The sequence below is a fragment of the Corynebacterium stercoris genome, from assembly GCF_024160105.1.
Taxonomy (GTDB): domain Bacteria; phylum Actinomycetota; class Actinomycetes; order Mycobacteriales; family Mycobacteriaceae; genus Corynebacterium; species Corynebacterium stercoris.
The window spans coordinates 1-16,610 of sequence record NZ_JAMFTQ010000015.1 but is presented as its reverse complement, the minus strand read 5'-3'; the positions used below and the strand labels follow the sequence as shown (position 1 = coordinate 16,610).

At 66.3% G+C, this 16,610-nt stretch carries 14 protein-coding genes, 5 tRNA genes and 1 pseudogene; 11 read left to right on the top strand and 9 right to left on the bottom strand.

Annotated features, from left to right (window positions below):
* Nucleotides 1–239: 239 nt before the first annotated feature.
* Nucleotides 240–914 (bottom strand): phosphate signaling complex protein PhoU, encoded by a 675-nt coding sequence (gene phoU / locus M5J20_RS09465; protein ID WP_253578981.1) that lies wholly within the window; start codon nt 912–914, stop codon nt 240–242.
* Complete coding sequence (dusB, locus tag M5J20_RS09460) at nt 904–2,076, bottom strand: tRNA dihydrouridine synthase DusB (protein ID WP_253578979.1); 1,173 nt, start codon at nt 2,074–2,076, stop codon at nt 904–906. The genes phoU and dusB overlap by 11 nt, the downstream gene beginning before the upstream one ends.
* A gap of 160 nt (nt 2,077–2,236) precedes the next feature.
* Between dusB and scpC the strand changes: the two genes are divergently transcribed.
* Nucleotides 2,237–3,748, top strand: a complete 1,512-nt coding sequence (gene scpC / locus M5J20_RS09455; protein WP_253578977.1) for a succinyl-CoA:acetate CoA-transferase ScpC — start codon at nt 2,237–2,239, stop codon at nt 3,746–3,748.
* 143 nt (nt 3,749–3,891) lie between these two features.
* Here the strand turns inward: scpC and cydC are convergent, their stop codons facing one another.
* Genes cydC through M5J20_RS09435 form a run of 4 tightly spaced genes read right to left on the bottom strand, consistent with a single transcriptional unit; the run spans nt 3,892 to nt 9,530 of the window.
* Nucleotides 3,892–5,415, bottom strand: a complete 1,524-nt coding sequence (gene cydC / locus M5J20_RS09450; protein WP_253578975.1) for a thiol reductant ABC exporter subunit CydC — start codon at nt 5,413–5,415, stop codon at nt 3,892–3,894.
* Nucleotides 5,412–6,950 carry an ABC transporter ATP-binding protein/permease gene (locus tag M5J20_RS09445; RefSeq protein ID WP_253578973.1) on the bottom strand — a complete coding sequence of 513 codons (1,539 nt, stop codon included), beginning with the start codon at nt 6,948–6,950 and terminating at the stop codon, nt 5,412–5,414. The genes cydC and M5J20_RS09445 overlap by 4 nt, the downstream gene beginning before the upstream one ends.
* Before the next feature lie 6 nt (nt 6,951–6,956).
* A complete protein-coding gene (cydB, locus tag M5J20_RS09440) occupies nt 6,957–7,961 on the bottom strand; it encodes a cytochrome d ubiquinol oxidase subunit II (protein ID WP_253578971.1) in 1,005 nt (334 codons plus the stop codon).
* On the bottom strand, nt 7,962–9,530 hold the full coding sequence (locus M5J20_RS09435; RefSeq protein ID WP_253578969.1) for a cytochrome ubiquinol oxidase subunit I: 1,569 nt from the start codon (nt 9,528–9,530) through the stop codon (nt 7,962–7,964).
* A gap of 165 nt (nt 9,531–9,695) precedes the next feature.
* Here M5J20_RS09435 and M5J20_RS09430 point away from each other — a divergent pair.
* From M5J20_RS09430 to M5J20_RS09395, 8 genes and pseudogenes are all read left to right on the top strand, one after another.
* A tRNA-Lys gene (locus M5J20_RS09430) sits at nt 9,696–9,768 on the top strand.
* 82 nt (nt 9,769–9,850) lie between these two features.
* A pseudogene (locus M5J20_RS09425) lies at nt 9,851–10,384 on the top strand (ZIP family metal transporter); the annotation flags it as partial.
* Nucleotides 10,385–10,423: 39 nt separating this feature from the next.
* On the top strand, nt 10,424–10,837 hold the full coding sequence (locus tag M5J20_RS09420) for a YccF domain-containing protein (RefSeq protein ID WP_253578967.1): 414 nt from the start codon (nt 10,424–10,426) through the stop codon (nt 10,835–10,837).
* Nucleotides 10,838–10,894: 57 nt separating this feature from the next.
* Nucleotides 10,895–10,967 (top strand) — tRNA-Glu (locus M5J20_RS09415).
* A gap of 1 nt (nt 10,968) precedes the next feature.
* Nucleotides 10,969–11,045, top strand: a tRNA-Asp gene (locus M5J20_RS09410).
* Nucleotides 11,046–11,200: 155 nt separating this feature from the next.
* A tRNA-Asp gene (locus M5J20_RS09405) sits at nt 11,201–11,274 on the top strand.
* Between the two features lie 26 nt (nt 11,275–11,300).
* Nucleotides 11,301–11,373, top strand: a tRNA-Phe gene (locus M5J20_RS09400).
* 212 nt (nt 11,374–11,585) lie between these two features.
* Nucleotides 11,586–11,870, top strand: coding sequence for a GNAT family N-acetyltransferase (locus tag M5J20_RS09395; RefSeq protein ID WP_253578965.1), 285 nt, complete (start codon nt 11,586–11,588; stop codon nt 11,868–11,870).
* Here M5J20_RS09395 and epsC read toward each other — a convergent pair.
* Together epsC and cysK are read right to left on the bottom strand one after the other, a co-directional pair.
* Entirely contained in the window at nt 11,867–12,457 is a 591-nt protein-coding gene (epsC, locus tag M5J20_RS09390; RefSeq protein ID WP_437177643.1) for a serine O-acetyltransferase EpsC, read from the bottom strand. The genes M5J20_RS09395 and epsC overlap by 4 nt on opposite strands.
* Before the next feature lie 82 nt (nt 12,458–12,539).
* Complete coding sequence (gene cysK, locus M5J20_RS09385) at nt 12,540–13,481, bottom strand: cysteine synthase A (RefSeq protein ID WP_253578963.1); 942 nt, start codon at nt 13,479–13,481, stop codon at nt 12,540–12,542.
* A 324-nt stretch (nt 13,482–13,805) separates the two neighbouring features.
* Between cysK and ramA the strand changes: the two genes are divergently transcribed.
* Both ramA and murA read left to right on the top strand, forming a co-directional pair.
* Complete coding sequence (gene ramA, locus M5J20_RS09380) at nt 13,806–14,651, top strand: acetate metabolism transcriptional regulator RamA (RefSeq protein ID WP_253578961.1); 846 nt, start codon at nt 13,806–13,808, stop codon at nt 14,649–14,651.
* 33 nt (nt 14,652–14,684) lie between these two features.
* Nucleotides 14,685–15,941 carry a UDP-N-acetylglucosamine 1-carboxyvinyltransferase gene (gene murA, locus M5J20_RS09375; protein WP_253578959.1) on the top strand — a complete coding sequence of 419 codons (1,257 nt, stop codon included), beginning with the start codon at nt 14,685–14,687 and terminating at the stop codon, nt 15,939–15,941.
* A 396-nt stretch (nt 15,942–16,337) separates the two neighbouring features.
* Here the strand turns inward: murA and M5J20_RS09370 are convergent.
* The coding region (locus M5J20_RS09370; RefSeq protein ID WP_253578957.1) for a hypothetical protein at nt 16,338–16,610 on the bottom strand (273 nt) is incomplete at its 5' end.

The following is a 16,610-nucleotide window of genomic DNA, read 5'->3' as shown; positions in this document are numbered from 1 at the left end:
CGACGCTCGCCGTCTTCCCCGTTCGCGGGGAGGGCGGCGTTCGCCGTTTGTGGGGGTTGGTGCGGGGGTGCGCAGGTCCCCAACCAGGCCCCCAGACGCTGAGAGCTCCACCTGTCCGCTTCAGTTGGAGCTGTCAACGCAGTTGTGGACGTGTGTCAAATTAGAACATGCAGGTCAGAGGGTTGATGCTGAGAGCTCCACGCGTTGACAGCTCCAAAGGCCGGGCGAGATTGGAGCTGTCAGCGTTCGCGGCGGCCGTGGACCATGAAGTCCACCTGGCGGGCGATGGCGACGCAGTGGTCGGCGAAGCGCTCGTAGTAGCGGCAGATCAGCGCGAGTTCGACGGCCTGGCGCACGGAATGCGGCCAATCGCCGCAGGTCAGGCGGGCGAGTTCGCGGGCGCAGTCATCGACGACATCGTCCATTGTCACCAGCTCGACAGAGGCGGGCTCGCCGGAGGCGATGAGCTCGACAACGCGGGCGGCCATCTCCTCAGCGGCGCCGGCCATGTCGCGGACGCGCTGGACTACGTCGTCGGGAAGCACCTGTTCGGGGTGGTGCTGGCGGGAGATCTTGGCCACGAGCTTGGCCAGGTTGCTCATGCGCTCGAGGTCTGTCTCGATGTGGATGTAGGCGAGGACTTGGCGCAGGTCGCTGGCCACCGGGCTTTGGCGGGCGAGGAGGACAAGGGCGCGGTCTTCGCAGCGGCGGTGGACTTCGACGGCGGTATCGGAACCCGTGAGGGCCTCCTCGGCAGCTTCGAGGTCCTGGTCGAGGAGCGCGGCCGAGGCGTTCGCGAGGTTCAGGCGGGCGAGCTCGGCCATTTCGAGAATGTCGCTCTGGTAGGCGTCGAGCGCGCCGCGGAACTCGGTGCGCAGCCGCGTGCCGGGGCGGCCTGCAGTGCTATCCGCCATTGTTCTCGATCTCCGCGCCTTCGGGGACGGTGTCGTCCTCCGGGTCGTCGAGCCAGCCGTCGGGCAGGGCCACCTTGGAGGGGGAACCCTGGCGGCCGCGGGCATCGTCGGCGTGCTCAGCCACCGCGCCGGCCAGGTCCGGTGAGGACCAGATCTGCTCCAGCAGCGCGTGCAGCTGCATAAGCGACTCGACTTGGGCGAGGGAGCGCCGGAAATCGCCGCCCACGGGGAAGCCGCGCAGGTACCAGCCGGTGTGTTTGCGGATGTCGCGGCAGGCGTGGGACTCGCCGTCGTGAAGCGAAAGAAGCTCAGCGTGGCGGTAGATGATGCGCGCGACCTCGCCGAGCGTCGGTTCGGCGGGCACGTCTTCGCCGCGCAGTTGCGCGCCGAGCTGGGCGAACAGCCAGGGGCGGCCGAGGCAGCCGCGGCCGACCTCGACGCCGTGGCAGCCGGTTTGCGCCATCATGCGGGCGGCGTCGTCGGCGGCGAAGATGTCGCCGTTGCCGATCACGGGCAGGCCGGTGCCGTCCATGTGCTCGACAAGGCGCGTGATCTCGTCCCAGTGCGCGACGCCGGCATAGCGCTGGTCGGCGGTGCGGGCGTGCAGCGCGACCGCGGCGGCGCCTTCCTCGGCGGCGATCCGCCCGGCGTCGAGGTGCGTGTGGTGCTCCGCGTCGAGCCCGATGCGGAACTTCACCGTCACGGGGATGCCGGAACCCTCGGTGGCGCTGACGGCGGCGCGCACAATGTTGCCGTACAGCCGGCGCTTGTAGGGGATCGCGGAACCGCCGCCGCGGCGCGTGACTTTGGGCACGGGGCAGCCGAAGTTCATGTCGATGTGGTCGGCGATGTCTTCCTCGACGATCATCCGCACCGCGTCGTAGGTGTACTTCGGGTCCACGGTGTAAAGCTGCATGGAACGGGGGCGCTCGATGTCGGCGAAGGTGGTCATGTGCAGCGTTTTCTCGTTGCGCTCGACCATCGCGCGCGCGGTGATCATCTCGCAGACGTACAGGCCGGACGCGGTGCCGGTCAGCTCCTGCTCAATCTCGCGGCACAGCACGCGGAACGGCATGTTGGTCACGCCCGCCATGGGCGCGAGAATGACCGGCGAGTCGAGCTCGATCCCGCCGATGCGTAGCGCCTGGGTTGCAACCGTCATGGTGCACTATCTTTCCCTCCCAGAAGCGCGCAGTCCAATCACACTTTCGGGGGTGAGGCACACGCTTTTCGACGCTAGCAATAAACTCAGAATGCAAGATAGGTCACAATGTGTGGGGAAAGTGTTCTCCACCCGTTCGTCTATATAGAGAGGGATTGAAATGAGCGACCGAATCGCAAGCGCCAAGCTCCGCGACAAGGTGATGACCGCGGCTGAGGCCGCCGAGTTCATCGAGCACGGCGACAAGGTCGGTATCTCCGGCTTCACCGGCGCCGGCTACCCGAAGGCCATGCCGGGTGCGATCGCCGAGAAGGCGAAGGCCGCCCACGAGAAGGGCCAGGACTACTCCATCGACCTGTTCACCGGCGCTTCCACCGCCCCTGAGTGCGACGGTGTCCTCGCCGAGGCGGGCGCGCTGCGCTACCGCATGCCGTACCAGTCCGACCCGGCCATGCGCAACGCCATCAACGCCGGCCAGATGAAGTTCCAAGACATCCACCTGTCCCACTCCGGCATGATGGTTGAGCAGGGCTTCTTCGGCGACCTGGATGTTGCCATCGTCGAGGCCGTGCGCATCACCGAGGACGGCAACATCGTCCCGTCCTCCTCCGTCGGTAACTCTGTGGAGTTCCTCAACGCCGCGAAGAAGATCATCATCGAGGTCAACTCCTGGCAGTCCGAGGACCTCGAGGGCATGCACGACATTTGGACCGTGCCGGCCCTGCCGAACCGCATCCCGATCCCGATCACCAAGGCGGGCGACCGCATCGGCACCACCTACATCGAGATCGACCCGGAGAAGGTCGTCGCCGTCATCGAGACCAACGACCCGGACCGCAACGCCCCGTTCAAGGCACCGGACGCGATCTCTGAGCAGATCGCCGGCAACTTCCTCGACTTCCTCGAGAACGAGGTCAAGTTCGGCCGCCTCACCTACGACGGCTACGTCATGCAGTCCGGCGTCGGCAACGTCCCGAACGCCGTGATGGCGGGCCTGATGGACTCCAAGTTCGAGAACATCCAGGCCTACACCGAGGTGATCCAGGACGGCATGGTCGACCTGATCGACGCCGGCAAGATGACCGTGGCTTCCGCAACCTCCTTCTCGCTCTCCCCGGAGTACGCGGAGAAGATGAACAACGAGGCTGCCCGCTACCGCGAGTCCATCATCCTGCGCCCGCAGTCCATCTCCAACCACCCGGAGGTTATCCGCCGCACGGGCCTGATCGCCTCCAACGGCATGATTGAGGCGGACATCTACGGCAACGCCAACTCCACCCACATCAACGGCTCCCGCCTGATGAACGCCCTCGGCGGCTCCGGCGACTTCACCCGCAACGCCTACATCTCCTCCTTCATCTCCCCGTCGGAGGCGAAGGGCGGCGCCATCTCCGCAATCGTGCCGATGGTGTCCCACGTCGACCACACCGAGCACGACGCAATGGTGTTCATCACCGAGTACGGCGTCGCCGACCTGCGCGGCCTCGCACCGCGCGACCGCGTGGCAAAGATGATCTCCATCGCCCACCCGACCTACCGTCCGCTGCTCGAGGAGTACGTGGAGCTCGCCTCCAAGTGCAAGTACCAGCAGACGCCGCACGACCTGAAGCACGCCTTCGACTTCCACATCCGCATCGAAGAGACCGGCACCATGCAGAAGGGCGACGCGTAACGTAGCTTCGCCGGAGCTGCTTAGCTAGCTCCACGAACCCCCAATGCTTCCTTCGCGGGTTGCGCTGGGGGTTTCGTCTGCTTGCGACACTTTCGGCAGGTTTACGTCGACACTTCCGGCAGGTTTACGTCGACACTTCCTGATCAGGCTGGCCGGGGGAAGGTCTCCACGCCCACGGGGCCGTCGACGTGGGTCACCACGATGACGGTGCGGTCCGGTTTCGTACCCGGCAGCGGCTCGGTGGTGAGCATCCGCAAGACCGCGGCAGCGGTGTCGGGGGAGAGGTGCTCGGTGGGCTCGTCGAGGAGCAGCACGTCCGCGTCCGAGACGAGTGCGCGGGCGAGCAGCAGGCGGCGGCGCTGGCCTGCGGAGAGGGAGGACGCGCCGTCGGCAAGCAGGAGGTCCAGGGGGAACTCGAAGCCGGTCGCCGAAAGTGCCTCGGTGAGCACCGCGTCGGGGGCGGTGGGGTTGGCTACCAGCAGGTTTTCGCGCACGGTGGTGGCGAAAATCCAGGCATCCTCCGCGAAGAAGCGCGCGCCGGCGGGTTGCGTAACGCGGCCCGCGCGGGGCGGCTGCAGCCCGGCGATCGTGGCCAGGAGCTGCGTTTTGCCGCTTCCCGACGGTCCCCTCACCACCATCCGCTCGCCGTCTGCGAGGCGGAAGTTCCACACCGTGTCGCCGTGGAGGGTGGCCAGATCGTGGGCGACCACCCCGCGTGTCGCCGCGCGTGCGGGTTCCGGCGGCGCGGGCTGCTCCGCCACAGCGCGTAGGCGGGACGCGGCGCGCCGGGCGGCATCGACGTGGATGGCGGCCGAGGCGAGCGGCCCGTGCGCTTCGAATGCGGCGAGCGGGAGCATCACCAGCATGCCCAGCCACGTCGGCGAGCCTGTGTAGGCGGTCGCCGCCACCCACAGCACGGCGACGGCGGTGAGCCCCGTCGCCCAGGCCTGCAGCCCGGCGGCCAGCGCCTCGGGTCGTTTGGAAGCCACCCACGCCTTGCTCGCTGCGGTGGATGCGCGGGCCGCCTCCGCCGCGCGCGCCTCGGTGAGGCCGGCGGCGGCGAACTCGACCCGCTCAGCGAGCACCGAGTCGAGTTGTGCGATGAACGCGTTCTCCGCGGCTACTACGTCGGAGTTGCGTGAGGCGCGCACGGCCAGCGCAGGCACCGCCACACCCGTTACCAGGAAACCGCAGGCCATAGCCAATGCGGCCAGGGGGTGCAGCAGCACCGTACCCACAAGCGCCACCGCGCTCACCACCGCGGCCACCCCAGCGGGCACGATCGCGCGCACGATGACGTCGGTCACGCGCTCGGTATCGGCAACGAGCAGCGCCTGGGCATCGCCACGCGACGCCGCAGGGGCGCGGGACTGGGCGTCGTAGAGCGCGGCGCGCAGCTCTGTGAGCGAGCGCAGCGCGAGCTTGTGGGACACAAGCCGGTCGAGGTAGCGGAACACCGCTCGCGAGATGCCGAGGGCGCGCACGGCGGTCACCGCAACGGAAAGCTCCAGCACCGGTGGCATCTCCCACGCCCGCGTAATCAACCAACCGGAGAGCACCGCAAGCCCCAGCGCGGTGAGCAACGTGACGCTGCCGGCCAGGATCGGCGCGAGGAAGTCGCGGCGGCGCACACCCGCTAGCCGCAGCACATATGCGATGTCTCTCACAGCGCCACCACCTCATCAGCAGCTGCCACGACGCGGTGGTCGTGGGAGGCAACGAGGACGGTGCGGCCTTCGTCGGCAAGCGTGCGCAGCCGCCCAATCACGTCCGCGGCGAGCTCGGGGGAGAGGTGCGCCGTGGGCTCGTCGAGGAGCACCACGCTTGCCGACGCCGCCAACACACGCGCAAGTCCCACCCGCTGCCGCTGGCCTGCGGAGATGCCGCTGCCGTCGGCGGCCACTCGGTGATCGAGCGGCAACCCCGGCAGGGCCGCCAGCTCGCCCGCGGGGGCGGTGCCCATGAGTGCGAGGTTCTCCGCCACCGTGCCGGCCGCCACCGCGGGGCGGGCGGGGAGGTAGGCGATGTCGCCGCCGATGGTGATGGTGCCGGTGACGGCGCTATCCGGCAGCGTGCCCAGCACGGCCAGCAGGGCGGTGGATTTGCCCGAGCCGTTCGCCCCGGTGAGCACGGTCAGCGTGCCGGGTTGAGCGTGGAAGCTGAGGTTCTTCGGCCGGGTGCCGTCGCGGCCGGAAACGCTCAAGCCCTCCGCGCGCACGCCGGGGGCGCCGCTGCGGAGGTAGGACCCGGCGACGGGCGGGTCGGCGTCGATAAGCGAGAGCACCGCGTCGGCGGCCTCGAGCCCGTCGGCGGCCGCGTGGTAGGAGGCCCCGATGCGCCGCACCGGGTTGAACACCTCCGGCACGATGATGAGCACCACCAGGCCCGGCAGCAGCGCGATCTCGCCGACCACCAGCCGTAGGCCGATGCTCACCGCCACGACGGCGACGGAAAGCGTCGCTAAGAATTCGAGCGCAAACGAGGAGAGGAAGGCCAGGCGCAGCACGCCCATCGTGGCGCCCTCGTGCCGCGCGCCGGACTCGCGGATCTGGCGCGCCGGGCGTTCGGTGGTGTGCATCGCTCGCAGCGTCGGCGCGCCCGCGAGCAGATCGGCGAGCTGCGTGCCCAGCCCGGCAGTGACCTCGAGGCGGCGGCGCGTGTGATCGGCGGTGAGCTTGCCGATGAGCACCATGAAAAACGGGATGAGCGGCAGCGTGAGCACGCAGATCAGGCCGGACACCCAGTCGTAGGAGAACACCACCGCGAGCGCCAGCGGCGTCCCCACACACGTGGCCACCAAAGCGGGGAGGAACTCCGTGAGGTAGGGCCGGAAATCGCCGAGACCCTTCGTGAGCACGTGGCGCCAGTAGCCGGCGCGCTCCTCAACTTCCCGCGGGTCGCGGGTGGTAAGTGCCGCCATAGCTTGCTCGCGCAGCTCGTCGATCACGGCGCCGACTGACCTGTTCGCTCCTCGCGTTGCTGCCCACGCGACCAGCCCGTGCAGCAGCACGACCGGGATCACTAGGTAGGGCAGGAAACCGACTGCGTCGCCCGTCACCACCTTCGCGGCGACGGTGCCGATGCACACCCCGCGCGCGATGACCAGCGCAGATTCGAGGGCTTGCGCAACGCCCGTGCGCACGATGAACCCCCGCACCGGCGGGACGAGCCGGATGAGGCGGGGGTCGATCGGGGATGCCAACGGGATCTAGACGCGCACGCGCTTGCGGAACTGCCAGTACGTCCAGATCTGGCCGATGGCGACAACCGGGAAGATCACCACGGCAGCCCAGGTCATGATCTTCAGCGTGTAAGGGCTGGAGGAGGCGTTGTAGATGTCCCAGCCCTCGAACGCCGCGCTGGTGGACGGCATGACATCCGGGAAGAGGCTGCCGAAGAGCACGATCGAGCAGCCCAGGATGGCCACGGTGGTGGACCAGAAGGCGAGCTTGTCGTTGCCGCGCGCGAGGCCGAGGACGGTAGCCAAGAGCGCGAGGACGGTGATGGCGAGCGGGATCCAGGTTAGGCCCTCACCGATGGTGAGCTGGATCCACAGCAGGTAGATCCCGCCGCCGACCAGCACGATCGGGCTGAGCACCTTCAGGCCGATGGCGTGCGCCTCGCTGCGCAGCGGGTCATGCGCTTTGCGGCCGATGAACGTCGCGCCGTGCAGCATGAACAGCGCCACAAATGCCACGCCGCCGAGGAGCCCCAGCGGGTTGAGCAGACCGAGGAAACCGTCGTTGAAGCTGTCCAGGCGGCCGTTCTCGTTCAGCGGCACGCCGCGGACGATGTTGGTGAAGCCCACGCCCCACAGGAAGCTGGCCAGGTAGGAGCCGACCGCAATCGCGGTGTCGCAGCGGCGGCGCCACTCGTACGTGTCCACCTTGCCGCGCCACTCGATGGCCACACCGCGCAGGATCAAGCCGATCACGATGAGCACCAGCGGCAGGTAGAAGCCGGAGAACAGGGTGGCGTACCACTCCGGGAACGCGGCGAAGATCGCGGCGCCGGCGGTGATGACCCACACCTCGTTGCCGTCCCACACCGGGCCGATGGTCTTGATCGCGGCGGTGCGGCGGCGGTCGTTTTCCTCGCCCGCGCCTTTCATGAACGGCAGCAGCATGCCGACGCCGAAGTCGAAGCCCTCAAGGATGAAGTAGCCGGTGAAGAAGAAGGCGATGAGGATGAACCAGATGATTTGCAGATCCATTTAGCGCTCCTTGCCCTGCGTATCGACGACAGTGGATCCGGCAGTGCCCGTCGGAGTGGCCCCGAAGCTCAGCGGCTCCAGCGTCGTGTCTTCGTCCGGCCCGTAGGTGATTTCCGCAACCCGCTCCGAGTCACCGTGGTGCAGGCCGGGCTGGTCGAGGCCCTTCTTGGTGTAGCGGGTGATGAGCCACACCCAGAGGACCGCGCCGACGCCGTAGATGAGGGTGAACAGCGACATGGACAGCAACACCTGCCACGGCTGGTGGTCGGACACGCCGAAGTCCACGATCATGTGGATCTGGTCCTGCATGCCCTCCGGGTTCTGCCCCTCGTAGGCGGGGTTCGGGTGGACGATCCACGGCTGGCGGCCCATCTCGGTGAACACCCAGCCGGCGATGTTGGACAGCCACGGCGCCGGCAGTGCGACGATGCAGGCCGGCATGATCCACTTGGCGCTGGGCACGCGCTTGCCGCGAGTCATCCACAGCGCGACGACGGCCATGATCATGCTCACCACCATGAAGCCGATCATCATGCGGAACGACCAGTAGGTGACGAACAGGTTGGGCGTGTAGTTGCCCGGGCCGTACAGCGCCTCGTACTGCTCCTGCAGGTCCAGCACGCCCTGGAGGGTGACGCCGCTGAACTTGCCGTCCGCCAAGAAAGGCAGCACGTAGGGGATGCCGATGAGCTGGACGGCCGATTCACAGTCGTTCAGCGTGGAGATGGACAGGACCGAGAAGTGCGGGTCCATCTCCGTGCGGCACAGCGCCTCCGCGGAGGCCATCTTCATCGGCTGCTGGGTGAACATCAGCTTCGCCAGCTTGTCGCCGGTGGCGAAGATGAGCACGCTGGCCACCAGGATGGTCCAGGCGCCGAAGCGGGTGCAGCTGCGCCAGATTGTCGCGGCGTTGCCCTCCGGGTCGCCCGCGCGCTGCTCCTTGACCATCCACCAGCCGGCGAGGCCGCAGACCAGCGTGCCCGCCAGCATCCAGGAGCCGAACACGGCGTGCGGGAAGGCGGCGAGCACCGTCGGGTTGGTCAATAGCGCCCAGAAGTCCACGAGCTCGGCGCGGTCCGTCTCCGGGTTGTACACCGCACCCACCGGGTGCCGCATGAAGGAGTTCGCGGTGATGATCCAGTAGGCGGAGATGTTCACCGCCACCGCCACTGTCCAGATGGAGGCGAGGTGCGCCCACTTGGGTACGCGCCCCCAGCCGAAGATCCACACGCCGAGGAAGATCGACTCGAAGAAGAAGGCGGTCAGGCCCTCGAAGGCGAGCGGGGCGCCGAAGACGTCGCCGACGAAGCTGGAGTACTCGGACCAGTTCAGGCCGAACTGGAACTCCTGGACGATGCCGGTGACGATGCCCATAGCGAAGTTGATCAGCAAGATGTTGCCGAAGAACCTCGTGGCGCGGTACCAACGTTCGTCGTTAGTCCGGTGCCAGATCGTCTGCATGATGGCCACCATCGGGGCGAGGCCCATGGTGAGCGGGACAAAAAGATAGTGGTAAACGGTAGTGATGCCGAATTGCCACCGCGAGAGATCGACGAGATCAAGCTCCATGAGCAGCACCCTCCTTCGGGTTAAAGACGCGGTCGCTCATAGTTTGATCGTCTCTTTCGATCTCCGGTGAGGGAACCGGCGTTTTGTAACCGGGATCGCCCTCCTTAGGGGGTGGCTAGGCCTGATTTCAGCCCACCCGGGCGGATTGACTACGATGAGTACGTTGGGCCTTTAGCTCAGTTGGTAGAGCTACGGACTTTTAATCCGCAGGTCCCGGGTTCGAGCCCCGGAGGGCCCACTTGAAGACCGGAAGCGTTTCCGGTCTTTTCGCTATCCGCTGCTCACGGGGGTGCCCGCCCATGGACGTTGCCTCGGACGACGTGAACCCGCACGAGGGCGTGGCCGCAGGCGCGGCCTCCGGGGCGGCCGCCCGAAATGCCGGCCGGGTCCAGCGTGCCTCGCAGATGCGCAACGTCGGCCTGCTCACCGCCATCGCAATCGCAGTGCACAACTTCCCCGAGGGCTTCGCCACGTTCGTCGTCGCCCTCGAAGACCCGGTGCTGGCGTTGCCGATCGCCCTGGCCATCGCCATCCACAACGTGCCGGAGGGCATCGCCGTCGCCGTGCCGCTGCGCGAAGCCACCGGCCAGAAGTGGCGCGCCGCCGGCTGGGCCACCATCTCGGGCTTGGCGGAGCCGCTCGGCGCAATCGTCGGCTTCCTCCTTTTGCGGCCGTTCATCGGCCCGGAGGCCCTGGGTGTGAGCTTCGCCGCGATCGCCGGCGTCATGGTGTTCGTCAGCCTGGACAAGCTCTTGCCCACCGCGATCGAGTCCGGCCGCCACCACACCGCCGTCTACGGCATGCTCGCCGGCATGGCTGTCATGGCCGTGAGCCTGCTGATCCTGCCGAGCTAGACCCGCACGCGGTCGCCCAGACCGCGCTACGCTGCGGTCATGGGTCTCATTCGCTTCATCCTCAACGTGATCTGGTTCTTCACCGCCGGCATCTGGCTCTTCCTCGCGTACTCGTTCGCGGGCATTGTCGCGTGCCTGCTCATCGTCACCATCCCGTTCGGCCTGGCGTCGTTCCGCATCGCGGGCTACGTCATCTGGCCGTTCGGCCGCGAGGTGGTCTCCTCCGGCACGGGCGCGCTCGGCATGATCGGCAACATCCTGTGGTTCGTCTTCGCCGGTATGTGGCTGGCGATGGGCCACGTTGTCACCGCCGGTGTCCAAGCGATTACCATCATCGGCCTGCCGATGGCCTGGGCCAACCTCAAGATGATCCCCGTCACCTGCTTCCCGTTCGGCGCGCAGGTCGTCAGCTCCTCCGATCGACGCTCGATGTACGCGCCCGTCGTTCGCTAAGCTGCCCGTTTGGTCCGGCGCGGGGCGCTGATTTATGATTGCGAGGCTGTTATCAGCGCCCCTATCGTCTAGAGGCCTAGGACTCCGCCCTTTCACGGCGGCAACACGGGTTCGAATCCCGTTGGGGGTACGGCCCTGTGGCGCAGTTGGTTAGCGCGCCGCCCTGTCACGGCGGAGGTCGCGGGTTCAAGTCCCGTCAGGGTCGCCATTAGCCCGAGGTTCGCCTCGGGTTTTTTGCTTTGCGACGACACTTTCCCGCCGCCACCTGCTGATTTGTGGCCTCGGCGCGGGTCTGTGTAAGGTATCAACTCGTGCAAGCGACGGCCACAACAGCCGGGAAGCGGGCACAGAACAAGAGAATATGGCCCTGTGGCGCAGTTGGTTAGCGCGCCGCCCTGTCACGGCGGAGGTCGCGGGTTCAAGTCCCGTCAGGGTCGCAGAACAGCTTGGTTTAAGCAGTTCTGGCTAGATAGCTCAGTCGGTAGAGCACACGCCTGAAAAGTGTGGGGTCGCCAGTTCGATCCTGGCTCTAGCCACAATGAATTCCCCGTCGCACGTGATGCGGCGGGGAATTTTTGCTTCTTGCGTCATTGGCTGGGCGAGGGGGCGAGAGGGGCTGCAGCCGTTTACCGCTTCTCTGCACAGGCACCCTTAAAAAGGCCTTTCTGCAGGGGTTGGGTAAACGGCTGCAGCAAAGCGGCTGGCCCGAGGCGGGGCACGGGCGCCCCGGGATCAGTAGGGTGGGTGCATGTCTGAGAACAACTACACCGTTAGCCTCAACGAGGCCGCCCAGCGTTACGAGATCAAGGTCGGAGGAGAGCTGGCCGGGTTCGCCGACTACAGCGACCTGATCGGCGTGCGCGTCATGCCGCACACCGAGGTGGATCCGAAGTTTCGCGGCCAAGGCCTGTCTAAGCCGCTGATCAAGTACGCGCTGGATGACATCCGCGAGCGCGGGATGGGCGTCGTGCCCATGTGCTCCGCGGTGAGCGCCTGCATCGACGCCAACCCGGAGTACAAGGACCTGGTTTAAATGATGTAGCTGCCGGGGTCGACGTAGTTGTCCGGGTCGACGAGGCGGACCTGCTCGTCGGACTTGCGCTCACGCGCCTTCGCCGGGATGCCGACGGCGATGGAGTTCTCCGGCACGTCCTTCGTCACCACGGCGTTCGCGCCGATGGCCGAGTTCGCGCCAATCGTGATGGGGCCGAGCACTTTCGCGCCGGCGCCGATGGTCACGTTGTCGCCGATCGTCGGGTGGCGCTTCGTCTGCGTGAGCACCTGCCCGCCGAGGGTGACGCCGTGGTAGAGCATGACGCCGTCGCCGATCTCGGCGGTCTCGCCGATGACGATGCCCATGCCGTGGTCGATGAAGAAGCGGCGCCCGATCGTCGCACCCGGGTGGATCTCAATGCCGGTGAGGAAGCGGTTGAACTGCGCCAGGATGCGGGCCGGCGCCTTCCAGCCGCGAATCCACATCGCGTGGCACACCCGGTGGATCCAGATTGCGTGGAGGCCGGAGTACACAATCGCGTTCTCCACGTCGCCGCGCGCGGCGGGATCGTGGTCGCGCGCGTTGGCGAGGTCTTCCCGGATGGTGGAGATGATCGAATACAACATGCCGGTGAGCTTACAGACCGAACCCCCGCCCCCTGCCCGTTGTATTCGGGCTGGGGGCGGGGGTAAATGAACGTCGGAAAGCTTAGTCCCGGATGTCGTCGTAGAGGAGGGTGGAGACGTAGCGCTCGCCGAAGTCGCAGACGACGACCACGATGGTCTTGCCCTCGTTCTCCGGGCGCGCGGCGACCTCGAGGGCTGCCTTGACGTTTGCGCCGGTGGAGATGCCGCCGAGGATGGCGTCCTCGCGGGCCAGCTCGCGGGAGGTGGCAACCGCATCCTCGTTGGTCACGGTGATGATCTCATCGACGATGGTGCGGTCGAGGGTGCCCGGCACGAAGTTCGCGCCCAGGCCCTGGATCTTGTGCGGGCCGGCCTCGCCCTTGCTCAGCAGCGGGGAAGCAGCCGGCTCGACGGCGATGGCCTTGAGGTCCGGGTTCTGCTCCTTGAGGTACTTGCCGGCACCGGAGATGGTGCCGCCGGTGCCCACGCCAGCGACCAGGATGTCCACCTGGCCGTCGGTGTCAGCCCAGATCTCCGGGCCGGTGGTGGTGTAGTGGGCGCGCGGGTTTGCCTCGTTCTCGAACTGGCGGGCCAGGATGGCGTTCTCGGTCTCGGCGACGATCTCGTTCGCCTTCTCCACAGCGCCCTTCATGCCGGCAGAACCCGGGGTGAGCACGATCTCCGCACCGAAGGCGCGCAGCACGACACGACGCTCGGTGGACATGGTCTCCGGCATGGTCAGAATGACCTTGTAGCCCTTCGCCGCGCCTGCGAGCGCGAGCGCGATGCCGGTGTTGCCGGAGGTGGCCTCCACGATGGTGCCGCCCGGCTTCAGCTCGCCGGAAGCCTCGGCGGCCTCGACGATTGCCTTACCGATGCGGTCCTTCACAGAGTTCGCCGGGTTGTAGAACTCCAGCTTCGCCAGCACGCGGGCCTTCGCGCCGTGCGCCTCGGTGATGCCGTGCAGCTCAACCAGCGGGGTGCCGCCGACGAGGTCCAGGACGTTATTTGCAACGTTTGCCACTACTACTGCTCCTTAGATTCGGGCTTGCATTCGCTAACGGTTCCGAAGTATACATACGAAAAGTAGACCGTCCAGTCTTTTCCAAAAAGACTGTGTGGTCTCTCATGTTGAGCAGGGGAAACGAAACGTCGGAAAGCGAAAGCCCTTGCTTTCCGACGTCTCCCCCCGACCGCTTCCCCCGGGGGCAACGCGCGGGTGTAGGGAAACAGACAGCTTCCAACATGCGGGCTTCGGCGAGGGCAAGTTTTGCTACCCCCGCTCAGGCGTTATGATCAGGAGCGTTGAAGTGGCAGCGAGAAAGCTGGCGGGAAGGTTGAAGAACCCATGACGGTTGATGCCCAACGGATCAAAGATGACGACGACGCGATCCGCGCCGCGCTTACCGCGCTGAAGACGGCTACCGGGATTCCGGTGGCGATGTACGGCACCCTGCTGGCGGATAACCGCCTCCAGATCACGCAGTGGATCGGCCTGCGCACCCCCGCGCTGCAGAACCTGACCATCGAGCAGGGGTGCGGTGTGGGTGGACGTGTGGTGACGACCCGCCGCGCCGTGGGTGTGTCCGACTACACCCGCGCGAACGTGATCTCCCACGAGTACGACAAGGTGATCCAGGACGAGGGCCTGCATTCTGTGGTGGCTGTGCCGGTGATTGTGCAGCGCGAGATCCGCGGCGTGCTTTATGTGGGTGTGCACTCCACGGTGCGTCTCGGCGACAAGGTGATCGAGGAGGTCACCCTCACCGCCCGCACCCTGGAGCAGGACTTGGCCGTGAACTCCGCGATGCGCCGCGCCGACGGCGGCAAGGCGCCGGCCAAACCGGGCCGCGTGATGAACGGCGCTGAGTGGGAGCAGGTGCGCTCCACCCACTCCAAACTGCGCATGCTGGCCAACCGCGTGGAGGATGAGGCGCTGCGCAAGGAGCTCGAGCAGCTCTGCGACCAGATGGTTTCGCCTGTGCGCGTGAAGCAGTCGACGAAGCTGTCCGCCCGCGAGCTGGACGTGTTGTCCTGCGTGGCGCTCGGCCACACCAACGTCGAGGCCGCGGAGGAGATGGGCATCGGTGCCGAGACCGTGAAGTCCTACCTGCGCAGCGTGATGCGCAAACTGGGTGCGCACACCCGCTACGAGGCGGTCAACGCCGCCCGCCGCATCGGCGCGCTGCCCTAAGCCTGCCCCGCCATCGCCGGTACTCTTGGGAGCGTGAAAGAGAAATTCCTGGTTACCGGTGGTTCCCGCCTGTCCGGCGTGGTGAAGGTTGACGGCGCGAAGAACAGCGTGCTGAAGCTCATGGCGGCGGCGCTGCTCGCCGAGGGCACGACCACGCTGCACAACTGCCCCGAGATCCTGGACGTGCCGCTGATGGCTCAGGTGCTGGTGGGCCTCGGCTGCGACGTGGAGATCGACGGCGCCACGGTGCGCATTCACACACCGGCCGAGGTCTCCCCCAACGCGGACTTTGAGGCCGTGCGCCAGTTCCGCGCCTCCGTCGCGGTGCTGGGGCCCTTGGTTGCCCGCTGCCATGAGGCGCGCGTGGCGCTGCCGGGCGGCGACGCCATCGGCTCCCGCCCGCTGGACATGCACCAGACCGGCCTGGAGAAGCTGGGCGCCACCACGCATATCGAGCACGGCGCCGTGGTGGCGCGTGCGGACCACCTCCGCGGCGCCACCATCAAGCTGGACTTCCCCTCCGTCGGCGCGACGGAGAACATCATCACCGCGTCCGTCCTCGCCGAGGGGCAGACGGTACTGGACAACGCCGCCCGCGAGCCGGAGATCGTGGACCTCTGCGACATGCTCTGCGAGATGGGCGCGCGCATCGAGGGTGCCGGCACATCCACCATCACCATCGACGGCGTGGATTCCCTCGCCCCGACCGAGCACACCGTGGTCGGCGACCGAATTGTGGCAGGCACTTGGGCGTACGCGGCGGCGATCACCCGCGGCGACATCACGGTCACCGGGATCGCGCCGCGCCACCTGCACCTCGCGCTGAGCAAGCTCAAGCTCGCGGGTGCCGACGTTGAGACCTACGACAACGGCTTCCGCGTCCGCATGGACACCCGCCCCAAGGCCGTGGATTACCAGACCCTGCCGTTCCCCGGCTTCCCGACGGACCTGCAGCCGATGGCTATAGCCATTTCCACGATTGCCGACGGCGCATCCGTCATCACCGAGAACGTCTTCGAGGCCCGCTTCCGCTTCGTCGACGAGATGCAGCGCCTTGGCGCCGACGCCACCGTGGACGGCCACCACGTGGTTCTGCGCGGCGTCGAGCAGCTCAGTTCCACCGATGTCTGGTCCTCCGACATCCGCGCCGGCGCCGGCCTCGTCCTCGCCGGCCTTGTCGCCGATGGCGTGACCACGGTCCACGACGTCTACCACATCGACCGCGGCTACCCGTCCTTCGTGGAGCAGCTCAACGCCCTCGGCGCGAACATCGAGCGCGTCCAGAGCTAAGACGCTTTTCGACGTTTGTTTGTGTGTTTGTTGGTGTGTGGTTTGTGGGGTTGTGCTGGGGGTTTGTGTTGTGTGGGTGGGGTGTGTAACTTAGTTCGAGTCAGCGCGACCGACAACGCCCCGCCGAGACAGTTTGTGTCTGGTGTGTGAGCGGTTAGGAAAACTACCGTTGACGATCTAAGAAACTAGCGTGACTCGCAGCACCTGGATTTGGTTCTGGGGTGTTGGGGTGTGCGTGTGTTGTTTGAGAACTCGATAGTGTGCCAATGCATTTTTTGTTTGTGGTTGGTTGTGTGCCTGTGGCATTGGCTGCGCCCTGGTTTTTTGGGGTGTGGTTGGTGTGTGCCGGTGGTGGTGTCTTGAATCCATTGATGGGGATGCCATTGTTGGTGTGGTTCATGATTGATTCGCATCATTTTTTTGCAAGTTTTTTGGCCAGCCCCATGTTTTTCCTCGTCGGATGGTGGGGTTGGTTGTTTGCAGTAATTTTTGGAAAACATTTTTTGCCAGTACACGCACTACTGTGAAGCACCTGTTTGGTGTTTGGTGGTGTGTGGTTGGTTGTTTTGGTTGGGTATTGGGCTTTTCACGGCCTGTTTCTTCTGAAACGTGGCACCCATGTTGTGTGGGTGTTTTTTGTGGAGAGTTTGATCCTGGCTCAGGATGAAC